Consider the following 23,198-nt stretch of genomic DNA (forward strand, 5'->3'; position numbering starts at 1 on the left):
CCAGTTAAATATTTTTTAATTAAAAATTTATATTTAAAAATATTTTAATCATTTAAATAAAAATAATAAAATTATAGTTAATAAATATAACTATTTCATTTTTATTAATAAAACACCATTTAAATATGTATTTTCGTTTTATAAAAAAATAATTTTTTTTATAACTAATCTCTTTTTTCTATAATTAACTGTAAAAAATTTTTAATCCAAATTAATAAATCTTTATCATTTATAAATAATTTATAAAAATATAGTTTATTTTTTAATATTTTCCATCTTTTAGGTTTTTTTATAATTTCTCTATATAACCAATTAGTATTTAAAATATTTTTTTTACAAAATACTATACATATTTTTTTAATATGAAATTGAATTTTTTTAATTCCAATTCTTTCAGAAAGAATTTTAATTTTTGTTAATAAAAATAAATTTTTTACATATCTTGGTAATTTACCAAATAAGTTATTTATTTCATTTTTTATTTTTTTCAATTCTTTATTTTTTTTTATACATGAAAGTTTTTTATAATACATTAACCTAGTATTAATATTATTAATATAATTTTCAGGTAAAATTGCGGATACATTTAATTTTAAATCTACAGAAGTATATTGAGAACTTAATTCTTTAAATGGAGTTTTATTTTTATTTTTTAGAATTAAATGAATAGCTTGATTTAAAAATTTTTTATATAATTTAATTCCGATAGTATTTATATGACCACTTTGATTTTCTCCTAATAATTCACCAACTCCTCTAATTTCTGAATCATACGTAGATAATGTAAAACCAGATCCTAAAGTTGTAAAAGATTCTATAAGATTTAATCTTTTTTCTGCCTTTTTATTAATTTTTGTTTTATTTGATATAAAAAAAAATGCATATGCTTGCTTTTCAGATCTACCGATACGACCACGTAACTGGTGTAATTGTGATAATCCAAACTTATCAGCATGTTCTATAATCATAGTATTTACATTACTAATATTAATACCAGTATCTATAATAGTAGTACATAATAATATATCAAATTTTTTATTTAAAAAATCATACATAATTTTGTATAAATCATTACTATGAATTTTTCCATGACTAATCTGGATTTTTGCTTCTGGTATTAAACTAGATAAATATTGTTTTTTTTCTTCTATATTCTTAATCATATTATATATGTAATATACTTGTCCCCCTCGATTTAATTCTTTTAAAATAACTTTTCTAATAGTTTGAGGATTAAAATAATTTACATAAGTCTTTATTTTTAAACGTTTTTTTGGAGGTGTAGATATAATAGACATGTCCCTAATACCTAAACAAGACATATTGAGTGTTCTGGGAATAGGAGTTGCAGTTAAAGTTAATACATCTATATTAATATACAGTTCTTTTATTTTTTCTTTATGATGTACACCAAAACGATGTTCTTCATCAATAATAAGTAATCCTAAATTTTTCCAAATTAAATATTTTGATAAAATTTTATGAGTACCAATTAAAATATTTATTAATCCTTGTTTTATTTTTTTTTTTATTAATTTTTCTTTTTTACTTGATGTAAAACGAGAATATGTATCAATTTTATATTTATATTCAGAAAATCTATTTTTAAAAGTATCATAATGTTGTTGTGCTAATAGTGTAGTAGGAACTAATAAAGCAACTTGTTTATTATTATCTAAAGCTATAAAAGCTGCTCTCATAGCTACTTCTGTTTTACCAAAACCTACATCTCCGCATAATAGCCGATCCATTGGAGTTGGTTTTTTCATATCATGGATAATTTCTTTAACAGATTTTTTTTGATCATCAGTTATTGCATATAAACATTGATCACAAAAATTTTTATATTTAAAAGAATTTTTTTTAAAAGAAAATCCTTTTTTTAAAGATCTATGAGATTTTGTATTGATTAATTGAACTGCTGTATCATAAATCTTTTTTTTTATTTTTTTACATTCTGTTAACCATTTTTTATTACCTAAAGTATTCAGAGAAACATCTAAAATATTTGGATGAATATATGAAGTAATTAAATTCAAAGATGTTACAGGTACATATAATTTAACTTGATTAGCGTACATTATTACAAAATATTCTGTTATAATACCTTTATTATTTAAAGTAGATAAACCAATATATTTTCCAATACCATATTTTATATGTATAACTAATTGATTTTTTTGAAATATTTTTTTTTTTAAAATTAATTTAGAAAAATTATTTTTTTCTATTTTTTTTTCTATTTTTTTTTTCATTAAAGAAATACATTCCGTTATTTTTTAAATAAAAAGTAATAACATGATTGTTATTACATATTGTATAAATGCATGTTTATAAAATAAATTTTATTAAAAGTATTTATATTTAAATAAATAATACTATTTTTTACGTGAGATAATAAATTTTTTTATAATTTTATTTATAAAAAAGTTAAATAAATTATATATATTATATATAAATTCTTATTTACATAAAATACTGTATTTTATATAATTCTATTATATATTTTAACCTTTATATATTATTAAATTTTTATTTAAATAAAATTGTTTTATAAAAAATATTAATAATTTTAATATTTTTATATTTATTTATTTAATAAATATATTTTTTATTAAAATTTTATTTTATAAATATAAAAAATAATATTAAATTTAAAATTATATTTTATTTATTTTTAATAAATTCAAGATATTCTCATAAAAAAATTGAATTCTTTATAATCAAATTAATTTTTATTATATTATTAAAATTACTGTTAATAAAAGAAATAATTTTTATTTATATAAAAATATTCTTAATAATATATTTATTTGATATATTTTTATATAATATTAAAACTTTAATAATTATATTAAAAATAAACTTTAAAATTATTTGGTAATAATTTATATGAAAATTAAAATTGCTATAAATGGTTTTGGTCGTATTGGTCGAATGATTTTTAGAATTGCGCAAAGTAAACCAAATATAGAAGTTGTTGCAATAAATGACTTATCAGATGCAAAATATATAGCATATATGTTGAAATTTGATTCAACTCATGGTTTATTTAAAGGTTCTATTAAAGAAAAAGATAATTTATTAATTATAAATGATAAAAAAATTCATATCTTTTCAGAAAAAAAACCTGAAAACATTGATTGGAAATCTCTAAATATTGATGTTGTTATTGAATCAACTGGTATATTTTTAACAACCGAATCTGCTTTTAAACATATAATTTCTGGAGCAAAGAAAGTTGTATTAACAGGACCTTCAAAAGACGATACACCTATGTTTGTAAAAGGAGTTAATTTTAGTAAATACAATGGACAAAAAATTGTTTCAAATGCATCTTGTACAACAAATTGTTTAGCGCCCCTAGCAAAAATTATAAATGATGAATTTGAAATTATTGAAGGATTAATGACTACTGTACATGCTACAACAGCAACTCAAAAAACTGTAGATGGAGTATCATTAAAAGATTGGAGAGGTGGAAGAAGTGCATTACAAAATATCATACCAGCTTCTACTGGAGCAGCAAAAGCAGTTGGTAAAATACTTCCTGAATTAAATAATAAAATTACTGGAATTGCATTTAGAGTGCCAGTTGCTAATGTATCTGTAGTAGATTTCACCGTAAGAGTTAATAAAAAAGTAAAATACAGAGATATATGTTCTATTATTAAACTTGCTTCTGAAACATACATGAAAGATATTATCGGTTATACAAATGAAGAAGTAGTATCTAGCGATTTCAACGGATCACATTTAACATCAATATTTGATGAAAAAGCTGGTTTATCACTAAATAATAATTTTTTTAAGTTAATATCATGGTATGATAATGAAGTAGGTTATTCTAATAAAGTTCTAGACTTAGCGGAGTGGATTTCATCATGATAAATTCATATTTATTTTATAAATTTAAAACTATTAAATAATTTTTTTTTGACAGTATTCAAAAGAATACATTTTGATACTGTCAAGAGACATTTTTAATAAATATTAAAAATATATTAAAAAAATATTTAATATAATAATTTTATAATTTAATAAATTGAATTATTTTTAGTTTTAAATTAAATATTTTATAATTTTTTATATAAATTATTTATTTCTGTAAACACTAATTTTAACCATTTATTAACACGCTGTTTAGTTAATTGAGGTTGATTATCCTCATCAATTGTTAAACCAAAAAAATGTGTTTTATTTTTTCTTGCTTTTGAAGATTCAAAATTATAATTTATAATTGGCCACTCACCAACAAAGTGTACATTTTTTTTTTTTAAAATATTGAACATAATTCCAATTGAATCACAAAAATATTCTGAATAATCTTCTTGATCACCACATCCAAATAATGCAATAATTTTATTATTTAAATTTATCTTATTTAACATATTTAAAGAATCTTCCCAATCACATTGTAGTTCACCATAATACCATGTAGATATACCAAAAAATAAAATATTAAAATTTTCTATTTTTTTTAATGAAGTATTAGAAATATCAAATATATCAGATTTATCTATTCCTATTTTTTTATATATAATATAAGAAATTTTTTCAGTATTTCCTGTATCACTTCCATAAAAAATTCCTATTTTTTTCATTAGTTAACCTTTTAATAAGTAAATATTTATTTATAAAAATAAATAATTTTAATAATTTAAAAATATTAATTTAATACTTTTAAAAATAGTTAAAAATCTTTTTTTATAAAAAAATTACTATTTTTTATAAATAGAATTTTTTTTACAAAAATAAAAAAAAATGAAAAATATTTTGTTTATATATTTTATATATTATAATATAATAAATTTTTAAAAATATTTTATTTAAATTTATTTAATATTTTATTAATAATTAAAAATTATTTAATAAAAATATTCTTTCAAATAATAGAATAGTTATTTATTTTTAATAAAAAGTAAAAATTAAATTTTATTTAAATATTATATATTAACAATTTAATAAAATTAAAAAATTATATAAATTTAATTTTATATTAAATTTTAATTTAAATATAAAAAATACAAAATATATATTGTAAGATAATTTTAGTAAATACGAAAAATTTTTATTGTACAATAAAAATATAAAGTTTTTTATATAAAATATATAATCAATTAATTTAATTTATTAAAATAAGAAAACAATAAATTTAAAATTTATAGGTTAAAATATTTATTTTATTAAAAAAATTAATTTACTAAAACAGTAAAAATATTTTATAAAAATATAAACACATAAAAAAAATATAGAGTATTTTAATATGAATAATTTCTTTCTTGAAAAAATAGTTAATAAAAAATTAAATAATGATAAATATAAAAATGATTATTCACCTAATGGCTTGCAAGTAGAAGGAGCATCTGAGATTAAACGTATAGTAACTGGAGTGACTGCCTGTAAAAATCTTTTAAATATGGCTGTAAAATATCATGCGGATGCAGTTATTGTACATCATGGTTATTTTTGGAAAAACCAAGAAAAAAAAATTTTAGGAATGTATAAAAATCGATTAAAAATATTATTATCTAATAATATTAATTTATATAGTTGGCATTTACCTTTAGATCTTCATCCTAAAATAGGTAATAATACTCAATTAGGAAAAATATTGAATATTTCTATTTATGATTATATTTCTCCATATGTTCCAATTGGAAAATTTAAAAAAAAACATACTGTAGAATCATTAAAAAAGGTAATTACAAAAAAACTAAACAGAAAACCATTTCATTATGGAAAAACTGGTCCAAAATATATTCATAATATAGCATGGTGTACAGGAAAAGGACAAAATTTTTTTAATCAAGCTATATCTTCAAATATTGATGCTTATTTAACTGGAGAAGTATCAGAAGAAACAATACATATAGCAGAAGAAAATAATATACATTTTTTTTCATTAGGACACCATGCTACAGAAAAATCAGGAATTTATTTATTAGGTAAATGGTTATCTAAAAAAGATAAAGATTTGAATATTAAATTTATTGATGTTTATAACCCTATTTAATAAAATTAAATATTAATTAATATTTTAATTTATTAATTTTTTAAAAATTTAAATAAAATAAATATGAAAAATAAAAAAAAAATACCCCTCTTTAATAATAACGGATGGTTATATTCAGATAATCAATCATTTTTAGAAAATATTTATAAAAAGTTTTTATCCAATTCTGAAAAGTTAAATAGCTCTTGGAGAAATATATTTAATCAATTATTAGATCAAAAAAATTTTAAATATAAAAATACAAGATTTTATGATCTAAAAAAAAAAAATATTAAATATAATTCAAGTAATTTAAAATATAATAATAATTCTATAATTTCAAAAGAAAAATTATTAAATTTAATAAATGCTTATAGAAATTTTGGACATTATATATCACAATTAAATCCATTAATTTTAAGTAAAACAAAAAATAACATTCCTGAATTATCATATTCATTTTATAAAATAAAAAAAGAAGAATTAAATTCCTTAATACATTTTGATTTTTTGTTTTTTAAAAAAAATATTAATTCTTTTAAAGAAATATATTTATTTTTTAAAAAAAAATATTCCAATTATATTGGATTTGAGTATATGCATATTAATAATATGTATGAAAAAAAATGGTTACAAAAATATATTGAAAATAATGATTTTACAAATTCTATATCTGATATAGATAGAAAAAATATATTAAAAGATTTAATTAAATCTACTACTTTTGAAAAATTTCTTCATACTAAATTTCCCGGAAGTAAAAGATTTTCATTAGAAGGATGTGATGTTTTAATTCCCCTTTTAAAAGAAATCATAACATTTTGTATAAAAAAAAAAACTAAGAAAATATTTTTGGGTATGGCGCATCGAGGAAGATTAAATGTTATGCAAAATGTTTTAAAACATAACGTTTTAAATATGTTTCAAAATCATTCTAAAACATTTAATAATCATAACGGAACAGGTGATGTAAAATATCATTTAGGATTTAAGAAAATAATTAAATTTAAAGAAAAAGAAATTGAAATTAATTTATTAGATAATCCATCTCACTTAGAAATTATTACTCCTGTTGTTATTGGTTGTTGTAAATTTTTTATAGATAAAACAAAAAATAAAGATAATCCTTTACCAATAATTATACACGGTGATGCTGCATTTATTGGTCAAGGAGTTATACAAGAAACATTAAATATGTCTCAAGTTCCAGCATATAATGTTTTTGGAAGTATACATATTATTATAAATAATCAAATTGCTTTTACTACATCTAATTCAAAATATCTTAGAACTAGTACATACTGTACAGATATTGCTAAAATGATTAATTCTCCTATATTTCATGTTAATGCTGATCAACCAGAACTAGTAATTTTTGTTCTTAAATTAGCTTTAAAATTTCGATATTTATTTAAAAAAGATGTTTTTATTGAATTAATTTGTTATAGACGATTAGGTCACAATGAAGTAGATGATCCGTATATCACACAACCAAAAATGTATAATATAATTAATCAACATAAACGTATATGTTATTTATATTTTAATAAAATAATTAATAAAATAAATAATATAAACATTTCATATAAAAAATTATATAAAAATTATATGAATAAATTATCTAATATTTTAAAAAATACTAATAAAAATTCAAAAAATAAAATATTATTAAATAAAAAAAATACTTCATTAAAAAATTTAAATTTTAAAATAATTGATTATAAAAAAATAAAAAAAATAGTCAAATATTTATTTAAATTACCAAATAATTTTATTATGCATCCCCAAGTAAAAAAAATTTTCTATAATAGAAATCAAATGATAAATAATAAAATTCCATTGGATTGGGGTATGGCAGAAAATTTAGTGTATGCCGTTTTAATGTATTATGGTATTACCTGTCGATTAACAGGAGAAGATGTTAGTAGAGGAACTTTTTGTCACAGACATATTTCTATAGTTTGTCAAAAAAATAATATTATATATACTCCTTTGAAAAATTTAAATCATTTAAATGGATTATTTTATGTTTGGGATTCAGTTTTATCAGAAGAATCTGTTTTAGCATTTGAACACGGTTATTCTATGGTATCTAGTAAATTACTAAATATATGGGAAGCACAATTTGGTGATTTTTCAAATGGAGCTCAAATTGTTATTGATCAATTTATAGTTTCAAGTTTACAAAAATGGGGTTATTCTTCACCATTAGTAATTTTATTACCACACGGTTATGAAGGACAGGGACCGGAACATTCTTCAGGAAGATTAGAACGATATTTACAATTATGTGCTCAAAATAATATAAAAATATATATACCAACAACAGTATCTCAAATATACCATGTATTATTAAAAAAAGGAAAAAGTTTATCTAAAAAACCTTTAATTATTTTTACTCCTAAATCATTATTAAGAAATCCACTAACATTTATTTCTATTAAAAAATTATTAATTGAAAAATTCCATAAAATATTAATAACTAAACCAAATAAAGAAAAAAATTTAATATATCGTGTTATTTTTTGTTCAGGAAAAATTTATTATGAATTATTAGATTTTTATAAAAAAAATAAAATTATTGATTCGATAATAATACGTATTGAACAACTATATCCTTTTCCTTTTTTAAAAATAAATAATATTATAAGTCAATTTATTAATATTAAATATTTTATATGGTGTCAAGAAGAACCTATGAATCAAGGTAGTTGGACATATATTTATTTTTATTTTAAAAAATATATTTTAATACATTATAAGAATATAGAATTAAAATATTCTGGTCGTCCAAAATTATCTTCTACTGCTGAAGGAAATTTCCTTAATCACCAAATACAACAAATAAAAATTATAAAATCAGCATTTTCTATGTAAATAAAAAAATAATAAGTGAAATCTATGAAAAAAAATATCGAAATTTTAGCTCCAGATTTACCTGAATCAGTTAATAATGCAGTTATGTTAAAATGGCATAAAAAAATAGGAGATTATATTAAAGAAGATGAACTGATTGCTGAAATTGAAACAGATAAAATTATCTTAGAGATTTCATCTCCTATAAATGGTATTTTAAAATCACAAATGTCATTAGTTGGACAAATAATTAAATCAAAATCAATACTTGGATATATTCAATCAACTAATTTAGAAAAAAATATATCTAATATAAACAACGAATTTAAAAAAAATAATAATTCTCAATTTTTTTTTACACCTACAATGCGTAGATTAATTTCATATAATGAAATAGATAAAAAGAAAATCAAAGGTATTAAAATAAATGGAAAAATTACTAAAAAAAATTTTATCATTGAGAAAATAAACAAAAAAAATAAAAAAATATCTAAAAAAAAAATAGATCAAAAAAAATTATTTAATAAAAAAAATGTCGATGAACGTAGTTATACTAGAATTTCTATGAATCCATTAAGAAAAAAAATTTCTGAAAGATTATTATTAACAAAACAAAAAACAGCAATGTTAACTACTTTTAATGAAGTGAATATGAAACCTATTATTTCATTAAGAAATAAATATAAAGATATTTTTGAAAAAAAATATGAATCTAAATTAGGTTATATGTCTTTTTATGTCAAAGCAGTTACTCAAGCATTAAAACAGTTTCCAGAAATAAATGCATCAATTGATGGAACTGATATTATCTATCATAATTATTATGATATAAATATTGCAGTATCAACTTCTAGAGGGTTAATAACTCCTATTTTAAAAAATACTAACTTTTTATCTATGTTTGAAATTGAAAAAAAAATAAAATCTTTTTCTATTTTAGGTCAAACTGGTAAAATAAAATTAGAAGATTTAGAATCTGGTACATTTACTATTACTAATGGAGGTGTATTTGGTTCATTAATGTCAACTCCTATTATTAATTATCCGCAAGTAGCAATTTTAGGTATGCATCATATTAAAAATAGACCGGTAGTAATATGTAATAAAATTAAAATACTACCTATGATGTATTTAGCTTTATCATATGATCATCAATTAATTGATGGAAAACAAGCAATACAATTTTTAAATTATATAAAAGATATTATAGAAGATTTTTCACGTATTATTATTAATATATAAATATTAATATTATAATTTTATAAAATTTATATATTGCTTTTAATAAAGTAAAAATATTACTATATATTAAATATATATAATTAGAATTATTAAAAATAAATAATTTATAAAAAATTAACTATTTATTAATTATTTAATTTATATTATTTATATATACATATAGTTATAAAAATAATAAAATATTTATTATATTAATAATATATATATACACTATAATGTAATATTAAATTTATAAAAGTAAAAATCATTATAAATAATAAAAACATAGGTAATTTATGAATATAAAAAAAATAATTTTAATGCGACACGGGGAAAGTAAATGGAATCAATTAAATAAATTTACAGGATGGAAAGATATAAAATTATCTAAAAGAGGAAAAAAAGAAGCACGAGATGCAGCAAAATTATTAAAAAAAAATAATTTTTCTTTTGATATTGCTTTTACATCTCTCTTACAAAGAGCTATAAAAACTACTTATATAATTTTAAGTTATTTAAATTGTATGTGGATACCAGTACATAAATCATGGAAATTAAATGAACGTAATTATGGATCCTTAGAAGGATTAAATAAAGAAGAAACAATAAAAAAATATGGAAAAAAACAAGTACAGTTATGGAGACGTAGCTTTAAAATTTTCCCCCCAAGTTTAAATATTAAAGATTTTAATAATTTAAAATCTGATCAAAAATATAAAAAATTAAAAGAAAATGAAATACCAACTTCTGAGAGTTTAGAAAAAACATTTAATCGAGTTATTCCTTTTTGGAAATCAAAAATTATTCCGCAATTAAATAAAAATAAAAATATTATTATAATAGCACATGGTAACTCACTACGTGCATTAATAAAGTATTTAAATAAAATTAATGATACTGATATTACAAATTTAGATATTTCTACAGGTTCTCCTATTATATATGAATTTTCTAGTGAAAATAAACCAATAAGATATTATTATTTATAAAATATTTTTTAAAATAAATTTTTTATAATTTACATAAAAATTTAAATTATAAATAATCTTATTATATAGATCTATTTTAACAGACATATTAAAAATATAACTATTTTTTTATATATTTTTGATTTCTGTAAATAATATATTCTTCATATATTATTAAATATTAATAATTTTTATATTATTAAAACATATATAAAAATTAAGGTTATATAATTATTATGATTAAAAAAATAGGAGTATTAACAAGCGGGGGTGATTCTCCCGGGATGAACGCAGCAATTCGATCTATAGTATATACAGCTTTAAATAATAATTTAGAAGTCATAGGAGTTCATAATGGTTTCTTAGGATTATATAAAAATACAATGATACCTTTATATTATAATGATGTCTCTAATTTAATTAATAAAGGTGGAACATTTCTGGGTTCTTCAAGATTTTCAGAATTTAAATTAGAAAAAATAAGACTTGAAGCTATAAATAATATTTTTAAAAGAAAAATTGATGTTTTAATTATTATTGGTGGTGATGGATCGTATATAGGAGCTAAATTCTTAACAGAAATGGGTGTTCCATGTATTGGAATACCAGGAACTATAGATAATGATGTTTCAGGAACGGATTATACTATAGGGTACTTTACTGCTTTAGAAACAATAGTGAATGCAATTGATAAATTAAGAGATACTACTTCTTCACATCAAAGAATTTCAATAATAGAAATTATGGGTCGTTACTGTGGAGATTTAACTTTATCTGCCTCTATAGCTGGGGGTTGTGAATTCATCATTATTCCAGAAATTACTTATAAAAAAGAATTGTTATTATTGGAAATACAAAAAAGTATTAAAAAGGGAAATAAACATGCCATTATAGCAGTTACCGAAAATATATGCGATGTAAATAAATTAGCAAAATATATTCAAAAAAAAACCAATCAAGAAACACGAGCAACAATACTTGGATATATTCAAAGAGGAGGAATTCCAATTGCATATGACAGAATTCTAGCATCACGAATGGGAATATATGCAGTGCAACTGTTATTAGAAGGAAAAAAAGGAAAATGTATTGGAATTATAAATAATAAAATTGTTCATCACGATATTAGTTATGCTTTATTAAATATGAAAAAATCTTTTGAATACAATTTATTAAACGTAATAAAAAATTGTAATAATTAAATTTTTATTTTACAAATTATAGCAGTATAATAAGTGCCGGTACACCGGCGCTTAAATATAATTTATTTTTATATAAATAATTAAAAATAATTATTTTTTAAAAATTTATTTTAAATAAAAAAAATTATATTTTTCATTTATTTTTCAATATAAAATACACATAATATTATGTATTATATATTTGCTATTTCTATAATTTTAGTAAATTCTTTTAATTTTAAAGAAGCTCCTCCTATTAAAAATCCATCGACATCTTTTTGAATAATTAATTTTTTTGCATTTTTTCTAGTAACAGAACCTCCGTACTGAATAAAAAAATTTTTAATTTTATGATTAATTTTACTTTTTATATAATTACGTATAAAATGAGAAATATATTGAACATCTTTATATTTAGCTGAATTTTTAGAACCAATTGCCCAAATAGGCTCATAGGCAATAATAGAATTATCAAATGCATAAGAGCCGCACATATCAAATATTATATCAATTTGTTTTGTACATATTTCTTTAGTTTTTTTATTTATTTTTTCTTCTTGTGTTTCTCCTATACATAAAATAGGAATTAATTTTTTTTCCTTTAAAGTATGAAATTTTTTTGCAATAATTATATTACTTTCTTGATGATTAAATCGTCTTTCTGAATGACCAATAATAACATATTTAACCCCTATGTCTTTTAGCATGCAAGAAGAAATTTCTCCTGTAAATGGACCCAAAATATGATTATCAACATTTTGAGATCCTAAAAAAAAATTTCTATCATTAGATGAAAAAATTTTTTGAATTAAGTAAATATATACAATCGGAGGTGTTATTATTACCGTGCATTTCTTATAATATCTAATTAAAAATTTATTCAATAGTTTAAAAAAATTTCTAATAAAAACTTTATTACCATTTAATTTCCAGTTACCTATAATAATTGGTTTAATCATTTTATTAATTACCTTTTTCAAGCAACTATTGGAGTATAATATACTCTAATAATTGCTAAATTATAAAAAATATTTATTAAAAATATTATAATATATACAAGAATTTTAATAAATTTAATTATTTTTGTACATATGATTTATTCGATCTCTTAATTGTTTACCTGGTTTAAAGTGCGGAACATACTTTCCCTTTAAATAAACTTGTTCACCTGTTTTTGGATTTCTACCCATTCTAGCGAACCGATAATGTAAAGAAAAACTACCAAAACCTCTAATTTCAATTCTATTACCTTTTTCTAAAGATAAAGACATGTATTCTAAAATATTTTTCACGATATATTCAATATTTTTTGCTGGAATATATTTTTTTTTTTCAGTAATTCTTTCAAATAACTCTGATTTTTTCATATATCCTCTAAATAAAACTGTTAAATATTTTAATCTTTTAATAATTTTTTTTAATTTATTGCTTTTTCAAATGCTTTTGTCATAGTATTATCAATTTTTTTAGTATCAGTTGAATTTTCTTCTAATAATTTTTTTTTTATATTTTTATTATGTATATCTTCTGTAATAGATAAATAGATAATCCTATTTTTTTTATCAAATCCTAAAATTTGTGTTAATAAATTTTTTCCTATAGAAATCTGTGATATATATTTTTGACGATAATTAGAAGGTATGTCAATTAATTTTAAACAACCTTGAATTCCTTTTTCTATATTAAACAAAATAGCTTTTTCTTCAATCGATTTAATTAAACTATTAATTATAGTATTTTTTTTATTTTTTAAAATATATTTATGAAAAGGATCTTCTTTTAATTGTTTAATTCCTAAAGATATACGTTCTCTATCAGGGTCTACTTGTAGAACTATTGCTTCTATATTTTCTCCCTTCTTATATTTTTTTACTACTTTTTCTCCAGTAACTGACCAAGATAAATCAGATAAATGCACCAAACCATCTATTCCTCCTTCTAATCCTATAAAAATTCCAAAATCAGTAATTGATTTTATTTTTCCTTCTACTTTCGAACCTTTCTTATTATTCTCGAAAAATTTTTTCCAAGGATTAATTTTACATTGCTTAATTCCTAAAGAAATTCTTCTTTTTTCTTCATCAATATTTAAAATAGATACACTTATTTTTTCTCCAGAAACAACTACTTTAGATGGATGAATATTTTTATTAGTCCAATCCATTTCTGACACATGTACTAAACCTTCTACTCCTTCTTCTATTTCTACAAAACAACCATAATCAGTTAAATTTGTCACATATCCTGTATGCTTACTTCCTTCCGGATAACGTTTAGAAAGATTTTTCCACGGATCAATACTTAATTGTTTTAAACCAAGTGATACTCGTATTTTTTCTTCATCAAATTTTAATATTTTAACTTTAATTTGGTCTCCAATTTTGACTACTTCGCTTGGATGTTTAACTCTTCTCCAAGCCATATCTGTGATATGTAATAATCCATCTACACCACCTAAATCAATAAAAGCTCCATAATCTGTTAAATTTTTTACTATTCCCTGAATAATATTATCTTCTTGTAAATTTTTTAATAATTGATCACGTTCTGCACTATTTTCTGATTCAATAACAGCTTTTCGTGAAACAACAACATTATTTCTTTTTTTATCTAATTTAATAACCTTAAATTCTAGTTTTTTTCCTTCAAGGTGTAGTGTTTCTCTAACAGGACGAATATCTACTAAAGATCCAGGTAAAAAAGCTCTTATTTCATTTAATTCAACAGTAAAACCACCTTTTACTTTTCCATTAATAATACCAATTACATTTAATAATTCTTTATGAGCTTGTTCCAATTTTATCCATGATTCATGTCTTTTTGCTTTTTCACGTGATAAAATAGTTTCTCCGAAACCATCTTCAATCGCATCTAAAGAAACGTCTACAATATCACCTATTTTTACTTCTATATTTCCTTTTGAATTTTTAAATTGTTCTATAGGAATAGAAGATTCTGATTTTAATCCAGCATCTACTAAAACTATATCATTATCTATAGATATTATAGTTCCTTGAATAATAGAACCTGGACGTGTTTCTACTTCCTTTAATGATTCTTCAAATAACTCTGCAAAAGATATAGTCATATAAAATAATCTATCAGTATAAAATTATAAATGTTTAAAACTAAAATATTACAATATATTAAACATAAATAATATAGTCAATAAAAACCATTTATATTTTAAAATGGGGCGTAATAACAAAATATGTAAGTAATGATATGCTGTCTATTTAAAAATTAATTAATGTATAATTAACTATTTTTATAAAAAATCTTTAATATAAAAAATATCATAAGATTATTCTAAAAAAACTTCTTTTTAAAAAAAAAGATATCTGTTTTTTCAAATAATTTTTATATAAAATAATATCCAATTATCTTTAAAAATATTTATAAAAACAATTATATACAAATATATATACAAATATATAAATTTTAAAAATATTATTAAATAAAAATATTTAAATTTTTTATTTATTTAGAAATTTAAAAAAATAAATTTATATAATTAAATAATAAAGAAATTTTAAAATAATACTTATTATTTTTTATAATATTTTTATATAAACTAAAAATGGTTATTAATTATTAAAATAATTTTATATATTAATTTAATAATGACAAATTGAATAAAATTTTTCAAAAAACAAAGGAAAAGTTTTATTTACACATGCTGGATTTAATAAAGTTATAGGTACTCCAGACAAAGAAACTAAAGAAAAACACATAGCTATTCGATGATCATTGTATGTATTTATTGTAGCATGTAAAAATTTTTTTACTGGATGAATTATTATAAAATCAGCTCCTTCTTGAACTTGAGCTCCAATTTTTTTTAATTCAGTAGTCATTGCATATAAACGATCTGTTTCTTTAACTCTCCAGTTATATATATTCTTAACATGTACAAATGTATTAGAAAACAAACCTAACATTGCAATTGTCATAGCTGCATCTGGAATGTGATTACAATCTATTGTAATACCAAATAAATTATTTTTCTTACAAATTAAAGAATTTTTATTCCAAATTATAGAAGCTCCCATTTTCTTTAAAATATTAACAAAATCTATATCCCCTTGTATACTATCTTTTTTTATACCATTTATTTTAACAGAACCTCCTTTTATTGCAGCGGCTGCTAAAAAATAGGTAGCTGAGGAAATATCACTTTCTATAAAATACTCTCCGGGAGAAATATATTTTTGATTTCCTTTAATATAAAAATATTTATAATTATCTAAAACATCTACTATAATTCCAAATTTTTTCATTAAATTAATAGTTAAATCAATATATGGTTTAGATACTAAATTACCTTCTACAATAATTTTTGTATCTAATTGAGCTAAAGGAACTGCCATTAATAAAGAACTTAAAAATTGACTTGATATAGTTCCATTAACAGTTATTTCTCCCCCCAAAAAACCCCCTTTTATATACACAGGAAAATACTCTCTTTTATTTAAATAACTTATATTTGCTCCTCCTTTTTGTAAAGAATCTACTAAATGAAAAATTGGTCTTTCTTTCATTCTATCATCACCAGTTAAAATTATTTTATTTTTTTTTAAGGATAGAACTGCTAATAATGGCCGAATAGCAGTCCCTGCGTTACCTAAAAATAATGTAATTTTTTTTTTTGAAAATAAAGGACCAGAAACACCTTTTATTTCACATGTTGATTTACTTTTATTTAAAAAAAATGATATACCTAATTTTGATAATGCATTTAACATATGATTAACATCATCACTATATAATAAATTTTTCAAAATTGTATTTCCGGTAGATAATGCAGATAATAGCAATACTCGATTCGAAATACTTTTTGAACCAGGTAAATTTAATTCACCATTAATATATTTTACTGGTTTTAAAGTTAAACTCTTTTTCATAATAAATATTATCCTCTAATAAATAAATCTTTATATATTTTATAAAAGTATTTTTTTAACCAAATTTTTTTTCAAAAAATTTCATGAATTTAATAAGAGATTTTACTCCTTGAATAGGCATAGCATTATAAATAGATGCTCTAATTCCTCCTATAATAGAATGACCTTTTAGTCCAAATAATCCATATTTTTCAGATTGTTTAAGAAATATATTTGTTAAGTTTTTTTCTTGTAAATGAAATGTAACATTCATACGTGACTGATTAGGTGGTGATATATAATTTTTATAAAAATCAGTAGAATCTAAATATTTATATAAAATTTTTGCTTTTTGTTTATTAATTTTTTCTATAATATTTAAACCTCCTAAATTTTTTATCCATTTAAATACTAATCCTGAAACATACCATGAAAATACACTAGGTGTATTTATCATAGATTTAGATTTTATTAATAAATTATAATTTAAAATAGAAGGAATTTTGTTATTTAAATTAAATAATAAATCATTACGAATAATTACAACTGTAATACCAGCCGGACCAATGTTTTTTTGAGCACAAGCATATATAATACCATACTTTTTTATATCAATTTTACGTGATAAAATAGTAGAAGAAAAATCTCCTACTATAATTTTATTATAAAATTCCGGTTCTTCAAAAATCTCTATTCCTTCAATTGTTTCATTTGGACAATAATGCAAATATGTATTTTTAGATGAAATTTTCCAATATTTAGCAGATTGAATACATATTTTTTTATTGTTTGTTAATTTTCGAACATTAATAATATTCGGTCTACAATATTTTTTTGCTTCTTCTGCGGCAGATAAAGACCAATATCCACTATTAATATAATCTGGTTGTATAAATTTTTTAATAAAATTTAATGGTATAGCAGAAAATTGCCCTCTAGCTCCACCGTGACAAAATAAAATATTATAATTTTCAGGTATATTTAATATATTTCGAAAATTTTTTTCAATTTGTATTGTTTTTTCTATAAAACTTTGACTACGATGACTAACTTCAAGAATTGAAAAATTAGAATTATTCCAATTAAGAAAATTTTTTTTTATTTTTAATAAAACTGATTGAGGGAGAATAGCTGGACCTGGATTAAAATTATATATTATAGACATATTTTTCACCAATATTATTTTTATTTTTTTTAAACATTCTAAATAAAATCTAAATTTTTTATTTTTATTAAAAAAAAAGATTTTTATTTAAATGGTTTTAAAAATTTTATACCATCCATATATGGATATTGTAATACTTTTGGTACAGCTATTTTACCATTTGAACATTGAAAATTCTCTAAAATAGCAGCTAAAGTTCTTCCGACCGCTAATCCAGAACCATTAAGAGTATGTAAAAAACAATTTTTCTTCTTTTTATAATCTTTATATCTAGCATTTATTCTTCTAGATTGAAAATCTCCGGTTAAAGAACATGAAGATACCTCTCGATATAATTTTTGTTCTGGAAACCATACTTCTAAATCGTATGTTTTTTGAGAAGAAAAACCTAATTCTCCAGTACAAAGTAATATTTTTCTATATGGTAATTTTAATAACTGTAATATTTTTTCTGCATGTCTTGTTAATATTTCTAGTGTTTCCTCAGATTTTTTAGGATGTACAATTTGTATAATTTCAACTTTATCAAACTGACGATTTCTAATTAATCCTTTAACATTTTTTCCATAAGTATTAACTTCTGCTCGAAAACAAGAACTCAGAGCTGTAAATTTTAAAGGTAATTCATTAGGTAAAATTATTTTATTTCGTACTAAATTAATTAAAGGTACTTCTGATGTAGGTATTAAAAATAAATTATTATATTTATTTTTTTGATAATTGTTGTGCATAGAATATGTATGAAATAAATCTTTTTTAAATTTAGGTAATTGTCCTGTACCATACATAGATTGTTCTTTAACAATATAAGGTACATATACTTCCTCATATCCATGTAATTTAGTTTGTACATCTAACATAAATTGACCTAAAGCACGATGTAATTGAGCAACAGATCCTTTTATTATCGTATATCCTGATCCTGAAATAACAGAAGCTGTTTTCCAGTCTAATCCTTTCAATTTATTTCCAATTTCTATATGATTCATAATAGAAAAATTATATTTTTTTTTTTTTCCCCAATGATAAATTTCTTTATTATTTTTATCTCCTGTACCGACAGGTATATCTTTATATGGTATATTGGGAACAACACTTAACATTTTATATATTTTTTTTTTAACTTTTTCTAGTTTTTTTTTTAAACATTCAATAAAATTACGAGAATAAATAAGTTGATTTTTAAAAATATCAATTTCATGATAAATACTTTTTCTATATAATAGATGTTTAGATAATCTTTTATGTTCTGATATTTTTATTTCACTATTTATTTGTAATTTTTTGCGTTTTTGCTCTAAATTTTTAAATTTAGCTACATCTAATAAAAAATTTCTTTTTTTTAATTGCTCTTTAAAAAAAGAGTAGTTTTTTTTAATTTTGTTAAAATTTAACATAGCACCTAGATCTTTTAACCTGTAAATTTTTAAGAAAAATATAAGTATTTATTAGGCATATATTTTAAGTATAAAAATTATTTAATTAATTAAATTAATAAATAAAATATATTTTTTAATTTTTTATAATAAAAATTTAAATAAATATTTAATAAAAATAAATATATATAATATATAATTTTTATAATTACAAAAATATCGAAATAATAAAATTATATCATATAATAATAATTCTATTATTATACACAAATACTAATTTTATTATATTAACTATTTTTATTTAAAAATATTTTAAATAAAAACATATTTTTAAAAATAGGTATATTATGAAAAAAACAGAAAATACAAATGTACAATTAATTATTATAGGATCTGGTCCAGCCGGATATACAGCTGCAATTTATTCTGCTAGAGCTAATATTGACACTATATTAATAACTGGCCCAAAACCTGGAGGACAATTAATACAAACTAATGAAATAGAAAATTGGCCAGGTGATTATAATAATCTTAGTGGAATTAAATTAATGGATCGTATGTTAAATCATGTAAAAAAATTTTCTATTAATATTAAAGATGATATTATTAAATCTGTAAATTTTAAAAAATACCCATTTGAATTATATGGAGAAGAAAACACTTATTTAAGTAAATCTATTATTATAGCAACCGGATCTTCTACAAAATTATTAAATATTCCTGCAGAAAATATATATATGGGTAAAGGAATTTCAACTTGTGCAATATGTGACGGATTTTTTTATAAAAATCAAAATGTAGCAGTTGTAGGAGGTGGAAATTCAGCTCTTGAAGAAACAATATATTTATCAAATATTGCTCAAAAAATACATTTAATTCATCGTCGTGATCAATTTCGAGCAGATAAAATATTAATTAATCGATTGTATAATCAAATAAAAAATAATAATAATATTATAATTCACTTTAATTCTTATATTATAGATATATTAGGAAATAATAAAACAGTGAATAAAATTCAAATTTATTCTAAAACTGAAAGAAAAGAATATCTAATTGATTTATCTGGTTTATTTATTGCTGTTGGTCATGTTCCAAATTCTAAAATATTTTCTAAATATATTGACATTGAAAATAATTATGTAAAAATTGGTTATAATAATTTAATGAAAACTCAAACTAGTATACCAGGTATATTTGCTGCTGGTGATATATCAGATAATATTTATAGACAAGCTATAACAGCTTCTGCAAGTGGATGTATGGCAGCAATAGATGTAGAAAAATATTTAAGTATTAATAAACATAATTAAATATATTTTTAAAATTAATTTAAGGAGCGTAAATGAAAGAAAAAAGTATAGAAATGCAAGGAGTTGTAATAGATACTTTACCAAATACTATGTTTAAAGTTGAATTAGAAAATAAACATATTATTATTGCTCATATATCAGGAAAAATGAGAAAAAATTACATAAGAATTTTAACAGGTGACAAAGTTACTTTAGAAATAACACCGTATGATCTTAGTAAAGGTAGAATTATTTTTAGAAGTAGATAAATTATCTATATAATTTTAATTTTATACAATATAAATAAAATATATTTTTATATAAATTGTATATTATAATAATATTATTTTTTATTATTAAATTTAATATCTATATATAAAATTATATTTTTATAAAAATATAATTTTTTTTATAAATTAAAAAAAATTAGGATTATTATGCGTACAAAATATTGTGGGGAAATAAAATTAAAAGATGTCAATAATATAATTACAATCTGCGGGTGGGTTAACAAAAAAAGATTATTAAAAAACATAATTTTTATTGATATTAGAGATATAACTGGGATTGTACAAGTTGTTTTTAATAAAAACTATAATTCTTGTTTTGATTTAGCTTTAACTTTAAAAAATGATTTTTGTGTACAGATTAAAGGGATGGTTGCTATAAAAAAGTTAAAAAAATCACGAAAAGAACAAAGAATAGAAAAAACAATTGAAATTAATGCATTTAAATTAAAAATTTTTAATGGTACATTACCTATTCCTTTAGATTATAATAAAATAAATAAAGAAGATATACGATTTAAATTCCGTTATTTAGATTTACGTCGCAGTAAAATGTTAAGAAATATAAAAATAAGAAGTGACATTACTACATTAATTAGAAAATTTTTCATAAATAAAAATTTTTTAGAAATTGAAACTCCTATTCTTACTAAATCTACTCCAGAAGGAGCTTCAGACTATTTGGTTAATAGTCGCTTATATCCTGGAAAATATTATGCTCTACCACAATCCCCTCAATTATTTAAACAATTATTAATGATATCAGGAATAGATCGATATTATCAAATTGCAAAATGTTTTCGAGATGAAGATTTAAGATCAGATCGACAACCAGAATTTACACAAATAGATATTGAAATAGCTTTTAAAAAAACAAAATTTTTACAAAACTTAATAAATAAGTTAATATCTAAACTATGGTTATCTATAAAAGAAGTCAAATTAAGAAAAATTAAGAAAATGAGCTATAATGAAAGTTTATTTAAATATGGAACAGATAAACCAGATTTAAGAAATCCTATTCAATTTATCGAATTAAGTAATTTATTTTTAGATGAACATTATAAATATTTATTTCCTTGGTTAATAGATAATAAAATAAATAGAATTATCGCTATTAAAATTTCAAATGGAATAAAACTTATTTCTAATAAAAAAATAAATATCTACAAAAAATTTTCAGAAAAATTAAAAGCAAATCAATTTATATGCATTAAAGTTATTGATATAAAAAATTACATTATAAATGTTCATCAAATTATTAATATTAAAATAAAAAAAAATATATTAAAAAAAATATTTTTTAGCACTTCTGTAGATAATGGAGATTTATTATTTATAATAGCAGAAAAAATAAATCTAGCAAATAAGATATTAAGTGAATTAAGGTTAAAAATAGGAATTGATTTTGAAATAACAGATTTAAAAAAAATATGTCCTATTTGGATTACAGATTTTCCTTTATTTAAAAGAGATAAAAAAAATAATTTAAAATCTATTCATCATCCATTCACAGCTCCTAAAAATAATATTAAAGATATTTTCTCTATTGATCCATTAAAAATTATATCTAGCGCATTTGATTTAGTTATTAATGGTTATGAAATAGGAGGAGGTTCTGAAAGAATAAATAATAAAGAAATGCAAAATCAAATTTTTAATTTACTTAAAATTAAAAAAAGCACACAAAAAGAAAAATTTGGTTTTTTTCTTAAAGCGTTACAATATGGTACTCCACCTCATTCTGGTTTAGCTTTAGGTTTAGATCGTTTAACTATGTTATTAACAGAAAGTAATACTATTACAGATGTAATAGCATTTCCAAAAACTAATTCTGCAACTTGTTTAATGACAGGAGCTCCTTGCTAATAATCAGGTAATTAAAAAAAGATAAAAAAAATTATAATCTTTTATTATTTTTATATAAAAATGTAAAATATATTTATTTTTTTAAAAAGTGTTTTATTTAAAAAT

Annotated in this window: 17 protein-coding genes; 9 read left to right on the forward strand and 8 right to left on the reverse strand. The window is 20.2% G+C overall.

Annotation, left to right across the window (positions count from 1 at the left end):
* Window positions 1-164: 164 nt before the first annotated feature.
* Window positions 165-2,255, reverse strand: a complete 2,091-nt coding sequence (mfd, locus tag BUCICURV3402_RS00960; RefSeq protein WP_154029243.1) for a transcription-repair coupling factor — start codon at window positions 2,253-2,255, stop codon at window positions 165-167.
* A gap of 628 nt (window positions 2,256-2,883) precedes the next feature.
* Here mfd and gap point away from each other — a divergent pair.
* On the forward strand, window positions 2,884-3,888 hold the full coding sequence (gene gap, locus BUCICURV3402_RS00965) for a type I glyceraldehyde-3-phosphate dehydrogenase (RefSeq protein ID WP_232036859.1): 1,005 nt from the start codon (window positions 2,884-2,886) through the stop codon (window positions 3,886-3,888).
* 188 nt (window positions 3,889-4,076) lie between these two features.
* Here gap and fldA read toward each other — a convergent pair whose 3' ends face one another.
* A complete protein-coding gene (fldA, locus tag BUCICURV3402_RS00970) occupies window positions 4,077-4,604 on the reverse strand; it encodes a flavodoxin FldA (RefSeq protein ID WP_154029245.1) in 528 nt (175 codons plus the stop codon).
* A 662-nt stretch (window positions 4,605-5,266) separates the two neighbouring features.
* Here fldA and BUCICURV3402_RS00975 point away from each other — a divergent pair.
* The 5 genes from BUCICURV3402_RS00975 to pfkA all read left to right on the forward strand — a co-directional run bounded on the left by BUCICURV3402_RS00975 (window position 5,267) and on the right by pfkA (window position 12,242).
* On the forward strand, window positions 5,267-6,016 hold the full coding sequence (locus tag BUCICURV3402_RS00975) for a Nif3-like dinuclear metal center hexameric protein (protein ID WP_154029246.1): 750 nt from the start codon (window positions 5,267-5,269) through the stop codon (window positions 6,014-6,016).
* A 63-nt stretch (window positions 6,017-6,079) separates the two neighbouring features.
* Window positions 6,080-8,872, forward strand: coding sequence for a 2-oxoglutarate dehydrogenase E1 component (locus tag BUCICURV3402_RS00980; protein ID WP_154029247.1), 2,793 nt, complete (start codon window positions 6,080-6,082; stop codon window positions 8,870-8,872).
* A gap of 24 nt (window positions 8,873-8,896) precedes the next feature.
* The gene (gene sucB, locus BUCICURV3402_RS00985) at window positions 8,897-10,093 is read left to right on the forward strand and encodes a dihydrolipoyllysine-residue succinyltransferase (protein WP_154029248.1); all 1,197 of its coding nucleotides are present in this window, start codon (window positions 8,897-8,899) and stop codon (window positions 10,091-10,093) included.
* A 275-nt stretch (window positions 10,094-10,368) separates the two neighbouring features.
* Window positions 10,369-11,061 carry a 2,3-diphosphoglycerate-dependent phosphoglycerate mutase gene (gpmA, locus tag BUCICURV3402_RS00990; RefSeq protein WP_154029249.1) on the forward strand — a complete coding sequence of 231 codons (693 nt, stop codon included), beginning with the start codon at window positions 10,369-10,371 and terminating at the stop codon, window positions 11,059-11,061.
* Window positions 11,062-11,276: 215 nt separating this feature from the next.
* Window positions 11,277-12,242: a 6-phosphofructokinase gene (pfkA, locus tag BUCICURV3402_RS00995; protein ID WP_154029250.1), complete on the forward strand. Its 966-nt coding sequence runs from the start codon at window positions 11,277-11,279 to the stop codon at window positions 12,240-12,242.
* Between the two features lie 173 nt (window positions 12,243-12,415).
* Here pfkA and tpiA read toward each other — a convergent pair whose 3' ends face one another.
* From tpiA to serS, 6 genes are all read right to left on the reverse strand, one after another.
* The gene (gene tpiA / locus BUCICURV3402_RS01000; RefSeq protein WP_154029251.1) at window positions 12,416-13,180 is read right to left on the reverse strand and encodes a triose-phosphate isomerase; all 765 of its coding nucleotides are present in this window, start codon (window positions 13,178-13,180) and stop codon (window positions 12,416-12,418) included.
* A 114-nt stretch (window positions 13,181-13,294) separates the two neighbouring features.
* A complete protein-coding gene (gene ihfB / locus BUCICURV3402_RS01005) occupies window positions 13,295-13,630 on the reverse strand; it encodes an integration host factor subunit beta (protein ID WP_269471974.1) in 336 nt (111 codons plus the stop codon).
* Window positions 13,631-13,638: 8 nt separating this feature from the next.
* Complete coding sequence (gene rpsA, locus BUCICURV3402_RS01010; protein ID WP_154029253.1) at window positions 13,639-15,309, reverse strand: 30S ribosomal protein S1; 1,671 nt, start codon at window positions 15,307-15,309, stop codon at window positions 13,639-13,641.
* 529 nt (window positions 15,310-15,838) lie between these two features.
* Window positions 15,839-17,125: a 3-phosphoshikimate 1-carboxyvinyltransferase gene (gene aroA / locus BUCICURV3402_RS01015; RefSeq protein ID WP_154029254.1), complete on the reverse strand. Its 1,287-nt coding sequence runs from the start codon at window positions 17,123-17,125 to the stop codon at window positions 15,839-15,841.
* A gap of 55 nt (window positions 17,126-17,180) precedes the next feature.
* Window positions 17,181-18,269 (reverse strand): 3-phosphoserine/phosphohydroxythreonine transaminase, encoded by a 1,089-nt coding sequence (serC, locus tag BUCICURV3402_RS01020; protein ID WP_154029255.1) that lies wholly within the window; start codon window positions 18,267-18,269, stop codon window positions 17,181-17,183.
* Between the two features lie 83 nt (window positions 18,270-18,352).
* Window positions 18,353-19,666, reverse strand: a complete 1,314-nt coding sequence (gene serS, locus BUCICURV3402_RS01025; RefSeq protein WP_154029256.1) for a serine--tRNA ligase — start codon at window positions 19,664-19,666, stop codon at window positions 18,353-18,355.
* Window positions 19,667-19,992: 326 nt separating this feature from the next.
* On the opposite strand from serS, the gene trxB reads away from it, so the two are divergent.
* The 3 genes from trxB (at window position 19,993) to aspS (ending at window position 23,093) form a co-directional block, all read left to right on the forward strand.
* Window positions 19,993-20,958, forward strand: a complete 966-nt coding sequence (trxB, locus tag BUCICURV3402_RS01030; RefSeq protein ID WP_154029257.1) for a thioredoxin-disulfide reductase — start codon at window positions 19,993-19,995, stop codon at window positions 20,956-20,958.
* Between the two features lie 32 nt (window positions 20,959-20,990).
* A complete protein-coding gene (infA, locus tag BUCICURV3402_RS01035) occupies window positions 20,991-21,206 on the forward strand; it encodes a translation initiation factor IF-1 (protein ID WP_154029258.1) in 216 nt (71 codons plus the stop codon).
* A 168-nt stretch (window positions 21,207-21,374) separates the two neighbouring features.
* Window positions 21,375-23,093 (forward strand): aspartate--tRNA ligase, encoded by a 1,719-nt coding sequence (gene aspS / locus BUCICURV3402_RS01040; RefSeq protein ID WP_154029259.1) that lies wholly within the window; start codon window positions 21,375-21,377, stop codon window positions 23,091-23,093.
* The last annotated feature ends 105 nt before the right edge of the window (window positions 23,094-23,198 follow it).

The sequence above is a fragment of the Buchnera aphidicola (Cinara curvipes) genome (assembly GCF_900698915.1).
In the GTDB taxonomy this organism is placed as follows: Bacteria; Pseudomonadota; Gammaproteobacteria; order Enterobacterales; family Enterobacteriaceae; genus Buchnera_F; species Buchnera_F aphidicola_AY.